This window comes from Actinoplanes sp. OR16 (genome assembly GCF_004001265.1).
Taxonomy (GTDB): Bacteria; Actinomycetota; Actinomycetes; order Mycobacteriales; family Micromonosporaceae; genus Actinoplanes.
Map to the genome: position 1 here is coordinate 8,277,198 of NZ_AP019371.1, position 12,485 is coordinate 8,289,682.

Annotated in this window: 11 protein-coding genes; 5 read left to right on the forward strand and 6 right to left on the reverse strand. The window is 71.1% G+C overall.

What is annotated here, in order from left to right; translation table 11 throughout:
- Positions 1-26: 26 nt before the first annotated feature.
- Complete coding sequence (locus tag EP757_RS38145; RefSeq protein ID WP_127553197.1) at positions 27-1,025, forward strand: LacI family DNA-binding transcriptional regulator; 999 nt, start codon at positions 27-29, stop codon at positions 1,023-1,025.
- Here EP757_RS38145 and EP757_RS38150 read toward each other — a convergent pair.
- On the reverse strand, positions 997-2,589 hold the full coding sequence (locus EP757_RS38150) for an aromatic amino acid lyase (protein ID WP_232050222.1): 1,593 nt from the start codon (positions 2,587-2,589) through the stop codon (positions 997-999). The genes EP757_RS38145 and EP757_RS38150 overlap by 29 nt on opposite strands.
- Entirely contained in the window at positions 2,586-3,596 is a 1,011-nt protein-coding gene (locus EP757_RS38155; RefSeq protein ID WP_127553198.1) for an ornithine cyclodeaminase family protein, read from the reverse strand. Before EP757_RS38155 ends, EP757_RS38150 begins: the two co-directional genes overlap by 4 nt.
- 79 nt (positions 3,597-3,675) lie before the next feature.
- Here EP757_RS38155 and EP757_RS38160 point away from each other — a divergent pair, with 79 nt between their 5' ends.
- Entirely contained in the window at positions 3,676-4,512 is an 837-nt protein-coding gene (locus EP757_RS38160) for a MurR/RpiR family transcriptional regulator (protein WP_127553199.1), read from the forward strand.
- A gap of 510 nt (positions 4,513-5,022) precedes the next feature.
- Here the strand turns inward: EP757_RS38160 and EP757_RS38165 are convergent.
- A complete protein-coding gene (locus tag EP757_RS38165; protein WP_160166007.1) occupies positions 5,023-5,673 on the reverse strand; it encodes a TetR/AcrR family transcriptional regulator in 651 nt (216 codons plus the stop codon).
- 74 nt (positions 5,674-5,747) lie between these two features.
- Between EP757_RS38165 and EP757_RS38170 the strand changes: the two genes are divergently transcribed.
- Positions 5,748-7,139 (forward strand): FAD-binding oxidoreductase, encoded by a 1,392-nt coding sequence (locus EP757_RS38170; protein ID WP_127553201.1) that lies wholly within the window; start codon positions 5,748-5,750, stop codon positions 7,137-7,139.
- 57 nt (positions 7,140-7,196) lie between these two features.
- Here EP757_RS38170 and EP757_RS38175 read toward each other — a convergent pair whose 3' ends face one another.
- Both EP757_RS38175 and EP757_RS38180 read right to left on the reverse strand, forming a co-directional pair.
- Positions 7,197-7,808: an MBL fold metallo-hydrolase gene (locus EP757_RS38175; protein WP_127553202.1), complete on the reverse strand. Its 612-nt coding sequence runs from the start codon at positions 7,806-7,808 to the stop codon at positions 7,197-7,199.
- Positions 7,805-8,917: an S-(hydroxymethyl)mycothiol dehydrogenase gene (locus EP757_RS38180; protein WP_127553203.1), complete on the reverse strand. Its 1,113-nt coding sequence runs from the start codon at positions 8,915-8,917 to the stop codon at positions 7,805-7,807. Before EP757_RS38180 ends, EP757_RS38175 begins: the two co-directional genes overlap by 4 nt.
- 78 nt (positions 8,918-8,995) lie before the next feature.
- Here EP757_RS38180 and EP757_RS38185 point away from each other — a divergent pair, with 78 nt between their 5' ends.
- Together EP757_RS38185 and EP757_RS38190 are read left to right on the forward strand one after the other, a co-directional pair.
- Positions 8,996-10,939, forward strand: coding sequence for a hypothetical protein (locus EP757_RS38185; RefSeq protein WP_127553204.1), 1,944 nt, complete (start codon positions 8,996-8,998; stop codon positions 10,937-10,939).
- Between the two features lie 69 nt (positions 10,940-11,008).
- Positions 11,009-11,557 (forward strand): TetR/AcrR family transcriptional regulator, encoded by a 549-nt coding sequence (locus EP757_RS38190; protein WP_127553205.1) that lies wholly within the window; start codon positions 11,009-11,011, stop codon positions 11,555-11,557.
- A gap of 6 nt (positions 11,558-11,563) precedes the next feature.
- Here the strand turns inward: EP757_RS38190 and purU are convergent, their stop codons facing one another.
- The gene (gene purU, locus EP757_RS38195) at positions 11,564-12,469 is read right to left on the reverse strand and encodes a formyltetrahydrofolate deformylase (protein ID WP_127553206.1); all 906 of its coding nucleotides are present in this window, start codon (positions 12,467-12,469) and stop codon (positions 11,564-11,566) included.
- Positions 12,470-12,485: the final 16 nt, after the last annotated feature.

Sequence of the window (12,485 nt, forward strand, 5' to 3'; positions counted from 1 at the left end):
CCACCGGACGGTGTTACTCTCTGTCGATGCCGCGGCGACGAACCCTGCAGGACCTGGCGGACGCCGCGGGTCTGTCGCTCGCCGCCACGTCGTACGCCCTGCGCGGCGTCCGCGGTTCCCCCGCGACCATCAACCGGGTGCGTGAGCTCGCCGACGAGCTCGGCTACACCGTGGACCCGATCGCCCGGGCGCTCGCGAGCGGCCGCACCGGCACGGTCGGCGTGAGTGGATCGCTGCGCGACCTGTGGCAGCAGGACCTGTCGGTGATGCTCACGCAGTCACTGCGCCGCCGCGGCCGGTTCGCGACGATCGCCGACGCCGACGCCGACCCCACCCGGGAACGCCTGATCGTCGAGCAGTTCGTGGCGCAGCGGGTGGACGGCGCCGTGGTCTCCCCCGTCGACCCGTCCGCCGAGTACTGGCGGCTGCTCGACCCGGCCGTGGCCGTCGTCGCGATCGGTGACGCGCTGACCGACCGGCCCGGGACCGGCAGTGTCCTCTTCGACAACAGGTACGGCGTCCAGACCGCTCTCGCCCACCTCGCCTCCCTCGGTCACCGCCGGGTCGGCCTGCTCGCGCCGGCGCTGCCGTCCACTCCCGGCCGGCCCGCCGAGGTCCTCGCCGTCGAGGTCAGCGCCGCCCTCGGCCTCGACCTCGTGCTGGTCTCCGCACCCGCCGCCACGGCCGAGGCGGTAGCCGTGCTGGCCGGGCTGCTGTCCGCCACCGATCGGCCCACCGCCGTGTTCTGCCTGAGCGACTCGCTCGCTTTCGCGGCCTACCGGGCGGCGCGGGAGGCCGGCGTACCGGTGCCGGAAGACCTCTCGGTGATCGGCTATGACGATCATCAGCTGGCCGGCCTCGTCAGTCCCGGCCTGACGACGATGGCGTGGGACGAGGACGCGATCGTGGAGGCAGCGGTGGATCAACTGCTGGGCCTGCTCGACGACGAGATCCCGCAGTCACCGACCTTCCGTCCGGAACTGATCGTCCGAGGCTCTACCGCCCCGCCTCCAGCATCCCGATGATCAGGTCCAGGTCCCGCCCGAACGGCCGGTCCCCGGCCTGCTGAGGCAACCGTGCCCATATTCCCGACAAATCCGAAATGTCGGGCGCGAGGGGTGGGCTCGTGTCATCAGCCGACGCGGGCGGCACAGTCGAGGAGGACCGGTCGTCCGGCGAGGGCGCGGCACCCGCCGAGAGTGAGGCAGCCGGCGACGGTGCGGCACCCGGCGAGGGTGGGGCGCCGGATGTGCCCGGTCGGCTGGTGGTGAGGAGGTGGGCCTGGTGGAGGGCGAGGATTTCGCAGGCCAGGACTTCCCGGAGGCCGGTGAGGCATTCGGTGAGGGATTCGGCTGCTTCGAAGGTGAAGCTCTGGACGTCCTCCTGGCCCGCTGACGTCTCGATCGGGCCGATCAGGGCGGTCGCGGCGAAGCGGCGGAGGCGGTGGGCGACTCCCACTGACCGTTTGTGGACGGCGACCATGCCGGCGTGCACGCCCGGCGCGTCGGAGAGCTGGCGGGTCAGGCCGGTCACGTGCGGGTCCAGCAGGCGGTGCAGGCGTGCGGCGCCCAGCTCGGCGAGGTGGACGAGGGCGGTGGCGAGGGTGCCGGCGGCGGTCACCAGGTCGGTTCCGGCGAACCCCGGGCTGCCGACGAACCGGCCGCCGAGGAAGGCCGGCGAGTCGGTCACGCAGGTCAGGGCCCGGTCGACGGCCGCTTCCAGGCCGGCTGCGGCCCGGGTCGCGACGGCGAGAGCGGGCGCGCTCACCCGGAACGAGACCGGCGCCTGCAACGCCCCCGGTGGTCCGTCGCCGCGAGCCGCCTCCAGGCTTTCCATGATCGTACGGAGTTCGGCGTCGCCCGCGCCGAACGCCGGATGCCACGGGTCGAGGCTGGCCCGGGCCACCGCGTGCTCGGCCGCCACCACCTCGGTGACCTGCGCTGTCAACGTCCGGGCGGCGTCCGCGGCGAGCACGGCGAGGCCGGTCAGCCCGGGCACGCCCTCGAGGAACGCGACGCCTTCCTTCGCACTGAACGAATACGGTCGCAGGCCCGCTGCCTCCAGCGCCGGACCGGCATCGACGGCGTTGCCGTCGCCGTCGAGCATCTGCCCGATGCCGATCAGGGCGGCGCCGGCGTGGGCCAGCGGGATGATCTCACCGGCGGCGCCCGACCCGCGCGCCGGGATCGCCGGGGTCACGCCGGCGTCGAGCAGCGCGGCCAGGTGCCGGCACAGGTCCGGGGAGGCGCCGGCGGCCGGTTCCAGCAAGGTCCTCAGTCGTACGGCGACCAGCGCCCGTGCCTCCACCTCCCGCAGCCACGGCGCCGAACCGACCGAGCGGCCCGCCATCAGCGTGTTCTGGTGACGTTCCTGATCCCCGGCGTCGAGCCGGATCCCGGCGAGCGCGCCCATCCCGGTGTTGACGCCGTAGACGGGCTGATCCCCGGCGAGGGCGGCCTCTACCGCGGTGCGGTTGGCCCGTACCCGCGCGAGCAACGCGGCATCGAGCACGATCGTGATCGTCCCGCGCGCGACCCCGGCGATCACCGCGGGCGTCAGGTCCTCCGGCGTGCGGATGCGGTGCATCATCGGTATTTCAGCATGGTTCCGGCGCCGGCCGCCTCGGCGCGGGTCAGGATCAGGTGGCCGAGCGCCACGTCGAGGATCGACAGGCCACGGTGCCAGAACAGGATCCGCTCGCCGGCGTGCTCCCGGCCCGGCTTGCGGCCGCTGACGATCTCGCCGAGCTGGGCGTAAAGCGTCTCCTCGGACAGCCGGCCGGTGTCCACGTGCGCCCGCAACGCACCGAACCGGCCGGACCGCGACTCGCGCCAGTCGTCGACGACCACCTTGTCCATGACGTCGAGCAGGTCGAGTTCCACGGCGCTGACCGTGCCGTACGGGACGACGAACGCCCCCGGTTTCACGGCGGCGGTACGCAGCAGCGGCTGAGGCGTCTCCAGCCGGGACGCCTCCACGAGGATGTCGGCGTTGTCGTAGACCTCGTCCGCGGTGCTCACCACCCGTACCACAGTGGAAGTGACCTCGCGCAGGCGCGCGGCGAAGGCCTCCCGCGACTCCGGACGGCGGCTCGTCACCCGGATCTCCTCGAGCGGGAAGAGGCTGTCCAGCATGGTGATGTTGGCGAAGGCGGTGCCCCGGGCGCCCACATGGCCGAGGATCGTGGAATCCGGGCGGGCCAGGTATTTGGCGCCCACCGCGGTCATCGCGCCGGTGCGCACCTCGGTGATCAGCGTGGCGTCCATGATCGCTTTCGGGACCCCGGTGTACGGGTCGAGCAGCGTGAGCATGGCCAGCTCGCTGGGGAGGCCGTGCTGGTAGTTCGGCACGAAGTCGCCGACCACCTTGACGCCGCTCACGCCGCGCTCGCCGAGGGTGGAGACGTGGCCGCGCAGAATGTTGAAATGCCCGGCGCCGCCGTTGTCCGGGACCAGATGGGTGCGCGGCTCGAAGACCGTCCGTCCCCGGCCGTGCGCGTCCACGACGGACTCGACGGCGGCGATGACCTCGGCGTTCGTGATGTTCAGCTCGTCGATGTCGGCGCCGTTGAGGAACCGCATCCAGATCTCGGCCATCGGCTCTCCCGGCGTTCTCCGCAACGTCCTTGAATCAACACATGCACCCTATAGGATTTGTGTTTTAGAATATTCAGTCATGGCGCCCGAGGACTGGCTGGTGAACCTGGCGCAGCAGCATCGCCTCTCCCCCACCCAGCGCCAGGTCGTGCAGCGGATGCTCGGGATGTTCCCCGAGGTGGCCTTCCTGTCGACGATCGAGATCGCCGAACTCGCCGGGGTCAGCCAGCCGACCGTCACCCGGCTCGCCACGGCGCTGGGGTTCGCCGGATTCCCCGAGTTCCGGTCGGCGCTGCGCGAGGCGGTCCTCGCCGTCGTCCCGGCGCCGCGCACGCCGCCGCGGCGGAGTCCGGTCGCCGCCATCTCCGCCATCGATCAGGAGTGTGCGAATCTCGGCAGTCTGCGCCGGGAGGTCGGCGGGGATCGGATGGCTGCCGCGGTTCGGCTGCTGGCGGGGTCGGCGCCGCTGGGGGTGGTGGGGTTGCGGGCTTCGGCGGCTTTAGCTGACTATTTCGGATATTTCGCCCAGCGGATTCTGCCTGCGGTCGTCACCTGCACGGACGCTGCCACCGTGGCCGACACCGTCCTCCAACTGCACCAGCAGGGGGCCGGGGCGTTGCTGGTCTTCGCGATGCCGCGGTACCCGGCCGCGACGGTCAGCGCTCTGCGGCTGGCCCGCCGCTTCGGCATGTCGACGGTCGTGGTCGCCGACTCGGGCCTCGTCCCGTTCGCCGGGGAGGCCGACGTGCTGCTGACCGCCCCGGTCGGCGCCGGCCTGGTCTTCGACTCGCACGCCGCCGCCGTGGTCCTCTCCATCACCCTGCTCGACGCCATCGCCGCCACCGATCCGCAGCGAACCCAGCAGCGCCTGGAAGCCCACGAGTCCCTGATCGATACCTGGATCCACGACGCCTGACATCGCCGCTGCGGGACATCGCCGCCCCTGAGCGCCGCCGCGGAGCGCCGCCGCGGAGAAGCAGCCGCCGCAGCACACTGCCGCCTATGCGCGAGGGGTGTCGTCTGCGCCGGGATGGGCGGGGTGGGCTGCGGTTCTGGGGATTCCGCCCGGCGGGGACCGGTGGGTGGGGACTGACAGGAGGAAGGGCGCACGTGGTCCCTCAGGCGGCCCGGCGCGTGCTCGCGGGTCGGACGCGCAGCGGCCGGCGAGCAGCGGCGGGACCTCGGCGGGAGCGGCGGCCCGGGCCACCCACCCCGCTGCGACCGGAAGTTGATCGTGCGTCTTGCCCCACACATGGTGCTTCAAGGGTGTTGTCAACACCGCTGACAACTGCGATGCTTGGAGTGCGGCCGCGGGTGGCGTGGCCAGAGAACGGGGTGTTGCATGCCTTCCGGCGACGTGGTCGGTGGATCGGGGCCGTGCGGTCCGGTCGCTGCCCGCGCCCTGGGTGGCACGGACAGCCCGGTGTTACTGAGCGGCCAGCTTCTCGACGCGGTCGAGGAGCGCGGTCACCAGCTCCTGCAGGACCGTCTCGTCCTCGATGTCGGCGAAGTGCTGGGCGGCCGCGGCGATGTTCGGGTAGCGGCGGACCGGCAGCGCGCGGTATTCGCGGGACCACGCCGACTCGTCGCCCTCGCGGCTCGACGCGTCCATCGCGGTGTACGCACTGATCATCGCGGCGTAGGACATCACGGTGTCGTCGAAGACGCGGTGCTGCACGGCGGCACGCTCGTCGGAGAGGCCGGCCTCGCGCAGGGCGCCCAGGATCACCTCGGCCAGCCGGAACTCGCCCTGGCGGCGGGTGGTCCGCAGCGCCAGGATCGGCGCGATCGCCGGGTGCGCCACGAACGAGCGGACCACCTCCTGGGAGAGCCATTCCAGGCGGGGACGCCAGGCGAGGTTCTCCGGCAGGCCGTCGACGATCGCCCCGAGCAGGCGGTCGGCGACCTCCAGCACGATCTGGTCGCGGTCCCGGAAATGCCGGTAGACCGCTGTCGGATCCACCCCCAGCTCCTTGCCCAAGGCGCGGATGCTCAGCGCGTCGGCGCCGGCGTTCTCGGCCAGGCGGCTCGCCGCGTCGACGATCAGCTCGGGGGTCAGCGCCACACGGGCTCGCAATTTCTCTCCCATTTCCGGCTCGGGCAACCGACCAATGTTAGTGCTCCCCCCAACTCCGCACCGAGGTGCAACCCATGAACCGACAGTCATTGAGCGACGTGAGTTACTCCACCTATTGGCTGGCCGACCCCGGACGGCCCGCCGTGCGCGGACCGCTGACCGGAGAGCTCTCCACGGACCTCGTGGTGATCGGTGGCGGCTACACCGGGCTATGGACCGCGATCAATGCGAAGGAGCGGAATCCCGAGCGTGACGTCGTCCTGATCGAGGGCGGCCGGATCGGGCACGCCGCGTCCGGGCGCAACGGCGGTTTCGTCGCGGCCAGCCTCACCCACGGGTTCGCGAACGGGTACAGCCGCTGGCCGGGGGAGATCGCCGAGCTGGAACGGCTCGGCCTGGAGAACCTGCAGGGCATCGAGGACGCGATCAACCGGTACGGCATCGACTGCGAGTGGGAGCGCACCGGCGCCCTGGACGTGGCGACCGAGCCGCACCAGATCGAGGCGCTGCGCCAGGGTGTCGAACTGGCCCGCGGTCAGGGCGTCGACGTCGAGTTCATGGACCACGCCGCGGTGCAGGCCGAGGTGCGCTCGCCGCGGTTCCTGGCCGGCGCGTGGGACCGGACCGGCACCGCCATGGTCAACCCGGCGAAGCTGGCGTGGGGCCTGGCCGCGGCGGCCGAGAAGCTCGGCGTGCGCATCTTCGAGGGCACCTTCGCGACCGAACTGGCCCGGGACGGCGCCGGCATGGCGGTGCGCACGCCGCTGGGCCGGGTACGCGCACGTCACGTGGCCCTCGGCACCAACGTCTTCCCGTCCCTCGTCAAGCGGACCCGGCTCTACACGATCCCGGTGTGGGACTACGCGCTGATGACCGAGCCGCTGTCATCGGAACAGCGTGCGGCGATCGGCTGGGGCAACCGGCAGGGCCTCGGCGACTCCGGCAACCAGTTCCACTACTTCCGGCAGACCGCCGACCACCGCATCCTCTGGGGCGGCTACGACGCGATCTACCACTACGGCGGCAAGCTGGACCCGTCGCACGAGCACCGGCAGGAGACGTACCACCGGCTCTCCGACCACTTCTTCGACACGTTCCCGCAACTCGAAGGCCTGAAGTTCTCGCACGCCTGGGGCGGTGCCATCGACACGTGCACCCGGTTCTCGGCGTTCTTCGGCAAGGCGTACGGCGGCCGGGTCGCCTACGCCGCCGGCTACACCGGGCTCGGGGTGGCGGCGACCCGTTTCGGCGCCGACGTGATGCTCGACTTCCTCGCCGGGGAGAGCACCGAGCGCACTCGTACGACGATGGTCCGTTCGAAGCCGCTCCCGTTCCCGCCCGAACCGGTCCGCTGGGCCGGGGTGGAACTGACGCGGCGTTCGCTGGCCCACGCCGACGCCAACGGCGGCCGCCGCAACCTGTGGCTCAAGGCGATGGACGCGGTCGGCTTCGGCTTCGACAGCTGACCCCTGGTGGATCTTGATCGTTTCACCACCGTTTCCGGTGGTGAAACGATCAAGATCTCAGGCGAGCCGCTCCCGCTCGGCCGCGATCGTCGTGTCATCACCATGACCGGTGTGCACGACGGTCTCATCGGGCAGCGCGAACAGCTCCGCCTTGATGGAGTCGACGATCAGACCGGCGTCGGAGTACGACCGGCCGGTCGCTCCCGGCCCGCCCTGGAACAGGGTGTCGCCGGTGAAGACGCACCCCAGGTCGGGGGCGTGGAGGCAGACCGCCCCCGGCGCGTGCCCCGGTGTGTGCAGCACCGTCAGCGTGATGCCGCCGACCGGGATGTCCGACCCGTCGGCGAGGTCGGCGTCCCACACCTCGTCCTTGCCGTGGGTCAGCTCCCACAGCGGCCGGTCCTCCGGGTGCAGGAAGATCGGCGCGCCGGTCCGTTCCCGCAGCGCCGGCGCCACCCGGACGTGGTCGTCGTGCGCGTGCGTGCAGACGATCGCCACGACCTTGCGGCCGGCGACCACCTCCAGGATCGCGTCGACGTCGTGCGGGGCGTCGATCACCACGCAGTCGTTGTCGTCGCCGACCACCCAGATGTTGTTGTCGACGTCGTATGTCTGCCCGTCCAGGCTGAACGTCCCGGCGACGACACCGTGATCGACCCGCGCCGTCACAGGACCACCACCGAACGCAGCACCGGGGTCTCGCCGCTGTGTCCGTGCATCTTGGCGAACGCCGCCTCGACGTCCTCGATGCCGACCTCCTCGGTCACGAACGCGTCGAGGTCGAGCCGTCCCTGCCGGTAGAGGTCGACCAGCATCGGGAAGTCCCGCGACGGCAGGCAGTCGCCGTACCAGGAGGACTTGAGCGCCCCACCCCGGCCGAACACGTCGATCAGCGGCAGGTCCGGCACCTTCATGTCCGGCGTCGGCACCCCGACCAGGACCAGCACGCCGGCGAGATCACGCGCGTAGAACGCCTGCTTCCACGTCTCCGGCCGCCCCACCGCCTCGATCACCACGTCCGCGCCGTCCGCACCCGGGTACGCCGAGGCGGCGATCCGCTTGATCTCGTCGACCGGATCGGCCTTCGAGGAGTCCACGACGTGCGTGGCGCCCAGCTTGCGGGCCGCCTCCAGCTTCGCCGGGTCGATGTCCACCGCGATGATCGGCGACGCGCCCGCGAGGGCGGCGCCGGCCACCGCCGCCACGCCGACGCCACCGCAGCCGATGACAGCGACGGACTTGCCGCGGGTCACGCCGCCGGTGTTGATCGCCGCGCCGATGCCGGCCATCACGCCGCAGCCCAGCAGACCCACCGCGGCGGGCCGCGCCTCCGGGTCGACCTTGGTGCACTGGCCGGCAGCGACCAGGGTCTTCTCGGCGAACGCGCCGATGCCCAGCGCCGGCGACAGTTCGGTGCCGTCCTCGAGGGTCATCTTCTGCTTCGCGTTGTGCGTGTTGAAGCAGTAGTGCAGGTCGCCGCGCTTGCAGGCCCGGCATTCACCGCAGACCGCCCGCCAGTTCAGCACCACGAAGTCACCGGGCGCCACCCCGGTCACGCCGTCGCCCACCGACTCCACGATCCCGGCCGCCTCATGACCGAGCAGGAACGGGAACTCGTCGTTGATGCCGCCCTCGCGGTAGTGCAGATCGGTGTGACACACCCCGCAGGACTGGATCTTCACCACGGCCTCACCGGGACCGGGGTCGGGAACGTTGATCGTCACGAGCTCCACCGGCGCGCCCTTGGCCCGTGCGATGACCGCTTTCACCTGCTGCATGAGTGCGAGGTTCCCTTCTTTCATCGGTGTGACAAAGCCTGCCACACTGTGGACCATCGATATCGGGAAGAAGGCGAGATGCGTCGCTGGGTTCTCGTTCCGCTGGTGGCCTCCGGTCTTGCCGTAGTGATCAATCTGATCACTGACAAGATCACAATGCCCGGCGGGTGGTGGCTGTGGGTGGTCTTCGGACTGCTGCTGAGCGCGGCCGTCCTGCTCGAATTCACCGGCCGGCCTCGTGCCGCCGGTTCACTCCAGGACGCCACAGCCGACCTCGCGGCTCGGGTGGAGCGCGATTGGTCCGCCGAGGCCGTGCGACGGGAGATCACCCGCCCGGATCCCGTTCTGGTCTCCTGGTCCTCCACCGGTCGCCCGGCAGCCGGCCGCGAAGCGGTGATGGGCGAGGGGAGCTGGCAGCAGTTCCCGCTGCGCGGCTCGACGGACAGCCTCAACGCGGACATCCTCGCGGCGTTCCGATGCCTCCGGCACGGTCAGCTCATGGTCCTCGGCGGGCCGGGTGCGGGAAAGTCCGGCTTCGCGCTGCTGCTCACTCTCGCCTTGATCCGTTCGCGTAAGGGCTCGGCGCCTGTCCCGGTACTGCTCGCCATCAGCGAGTGGGATCCGGCCGAATCCGTCGCCGACTTCGTCACCGGACGCGTCGCCGCCGAATACGGCAACGCTCTCGGTGCGCACGGTGAGCCCCGTGCGATCGCCGCCCGGCTGATGGAGCACGGACTGATCCTCCCGGTGCTCGACGGCCTCGATGAGGTGCACCGCGGCACGACCGAGGCGGCATTGCGCGCCCTGGAGATCTACGCTTCGGCACGGCGGCCGGTGGTGGTGACGTGCCGTGGACGAGAGTACGAACAGGCCGCCCTCCGCAGCGAGACGGTGCTGGCCGGCGCCGCCGTCGTGGAGCTGGAGCGGGTGGGCGTGGAATCGGTGATCGCGTTCCTGTCGTACCCGGAGCTGGCCCGTCCGCGGTGGGAAACGGTCTTCACCCACCTGCGCGGCCATCCTCATGGCCCGCTCGCGAACGCGCTGTCGACCCCGCTGATGGTGTCCCTGGCCCGTGCCACGTACCAGGACCCGGCCACCGACCCGGCCGGCCTTCTCGAGATCTCCGACGAGTCGGCGGTGCGGGCCCAGCTGATGAGCTCCTACCTGGACGGCGTCTATGGCCGTCGCCCTCGGCGCTGGCTGGGCACCCTGGCCTCACTTCTCGAAGCGATGGACAGCCGCCAGCTGCAATTCGGCGTCCTGGCATACGCGCCACTCCGGCTCACCGCGCGGTGGACCTACGTCCGGATGACGGCTGTCATGCAGATAGTGGCCGGGTCTGCGGCTGCCGCCCTCAGCGCGGTAGCCGGGCTGAACCCTTGGGCGGCGTTCGTGACCGGCGCCGCGGCCGTCTACGCCGTGCAGCGGCGCGGCCTCTGGCCGCTCGCCGCGCTCGAGCTTCCGGGCGGATTCTGGCTCCGGCATCCGCGAGCGCCGGGATTCCTCACCCGCTGGGTCGCCGGCATCGCAGGCTGTGCCCTCGCGGTCGGCTGGATCACCGGGCAGTGGGTGACCGCCCTTCTCGCCGCGCCACCGAGCGGCGCGGTGATGGCGACGGTGTTGACGCTCCCGGTCGTCGTGCGCATCGATCGGATCTGGGGGACGAACGCCCAGCCCGCTTTCCTGAGTCTGCGGTACGTCCTCGCCCTGCCGATAACGGCCGGCGCTCCGATATGCCTGCTCCACGCCGGCGCGGCCACGATGACCGGGTCCTCCCCGATGGCCGCCGGGATCACCGCGGCGACCGTCTACGGCGGCACGATCGCCGTCGGCGGGGCCGGCTGGTACTGGTTCTGGTTCCGGGCGACGCATGCCTGGTATGCGCTGCGCGGCCGGCTGCCCTGGTTCCTGCGGGCGTTCCTCGCGGACGCGGGCCGGCGGGGTGTGCTGCGGCGGACCGGCCCCGCGTACGAGTTCCGGCACGCCGTCCTCCAGGACCATCTGGCCGATGTGTCACGGTGAGCCGCGGGCGGTGACCGCCGGCAAGTCAACGGTTGTTTACGTGACATCGGTGATCGGTAAGCTGGACACATGACGACTCCGCGGCGTCGCGATGCGGCCGCCACCAGGCAGCTGCTGCTCGACGCGGCCCGCCGCCGGTTCGCCGCCGACGGCTACACCGCGACCTCGGTGCGTGACATCGCCACCGAGGCGGGGGTGAACGTGGCGCTGATCAGCCGCTACTTCGAGTCGAAGGAGGGCCTGTTCCGGGCCTGCCTGCGCGGGACGGTCGACGAGTTGAAGCAGACCACGTTCGAGGGCGGCCCCCGGGATCTCGCGGCCCGGATGGCCGGCGGGCACGACAAGGCGCCGCATCAGCTGTTGCTGCTGCTGCGATCGTCAGGGGACGAGACCGCCGAGCGAATCCGCCTGGAGATCCTGCAGTCGATCGCCGCACGCCTGGCCACCGCGGCGGGAAGAAGCCCGGAAAGTCCGGAGATATCGCTCAATGCCCAGTTCGTCCTGGCGACCGCCCTGGGCGTGGTGATCCTCCGGTCGGCGGGGCTGGAACCCCTCGCCGCCGCCGACCAGGAACAGATCGCCGACCGCTTCGAGAAAGTGATCAGCGCACTCCTCTGACAACGATCACGGGAAGACGATCGTGTGATTGCCGTGCCGGATCACCCGGTCCTCGGCGTGCCACATCACCGCCCGCGACAGCACGGCCCGCTCCACGTCTGCGCCGCGGCGCTGCAGGTCCGCCACGGTGTGCGCGTGGTTCACCCGGACCACGTCCTGCTCGATGATCGGTCCCTCGTCCAGGTCCTCGGTCACATAGTGCGCGGTCGCCCCGACCAGCTTGACGCCGCGGGCCTTGGCCTTGGCGTACGGTCCGGCGCCGATGAACGCCGGCAGGAAGCTGTGGTGGATGTTGATGATCGGCACGCCGGCGCGCTCGATGAAGTCGCCGGAGAGGATCTGCATGTAGCGGGCCAGGATGATGAAGTCGACGTTGCCGGCGAGCAGCTGCAGGTTCTGCGCCTCGGCGGCCGACTTGTCCGGGCCCTGCGACGGCACGTGGAAGAACGGGATGCCGAACGAGCGCACCTCGTCGGCCATGTCCGAATGGTTCGAGATCACCATCGACACGTTGATCGGCAGGTCGCCGCGGCGGTGCCGCCAGAGCAGGTCGAGCAGGCAGTGCCCGTCCTTCGAGGCGAAGATCGCAACCCGCTTCGGTACGGACAGATCCCGCAGTGTGTACTCCAGCTCGAAGCCGTCCGCGAGAACCTCCCGCAGGTCGGCCTCGATGGCCGGCAGCGCCGCCTTGAGCCCGGGCTTGCTGAGCACGGTCCGCTGGAAGAACGCGCCGCCCTGCGGGTTGTCGGAGTGCTGGTCCAGGGACACGATGTTCGCGTCGTGCTTGCCGAGCACCGCGCTGATCGCCGCGACGATCCCGGTCCGGTCCTTGCCGTGCACGATCAGGACGGCCTGGTCGGCGGCGGCGGGCACGGGGGTGGGCGGCGCGGGGGCGTGCTGGGTCAGCGACACGATCGGTGGTCCTTCC

Excerpts from the sequence above, each read along its gene's own strand:
- EP757_RS38145 (WP_127553197.1), top strand. The coding sequence starts at position 27 with ATGCCGCGGCGACGAACCCTGCAGGACCTGGCGGACGCCGCGGGTCTG.
- EP757_RS38150 (WP_232050222.1), bottom strand. The coding sequence starts at position 2,589 with ATGATGCACCGCATCCGCACGCCGGAGGACCTGACGCCCGCGGTGATC.
- EP757_RS38155 (WP_127553198.1), bottom strand. The coding sequence starts at position 3,596 with ATGGCCGAGATCTGGATGCGGTTCCTCAACGGCGCCGACATCGACGAG.
- EP757_RS38160 (WP_127553199.1), top strand. The coding sequence starts at position 3,676 with ATGGCGCCCGAGGACTGGCTGGTGAACCTGGCGCAGCAGCATCGCCTC.
- EP757_RS38170 (WP_127553201.1), top strand. The coding sequence starts at position 5,748 with ATGAACCGACAGTCATTGAGCGACGTGAGTTACTCCACCTATTGGCTG.
- EP757_RS38180 (WP_127553203.1), bottom strand. The coding sequence starts at position 8,917 with ATGCAGCAGGTGAAAGCGGTCATCGCACGGGCCAAGGGCGCGCCGGTG.
- EP757_RS38185 (WP_127553204.1), top strand. The coding sequence starts at position 8,996 with ATGCGTCGCTGGGTTCTCGTTCCGCTGGTGGCCTCCGGTCTTGCCGTA.
- EP757_RS38190 (WP_127553205.1), top strand. The coding sequence starts at position 11,009 with ATGACGACTCCGCGGCGTCGCGATGCGGCCGCCACCAGGCAGCTGCTG.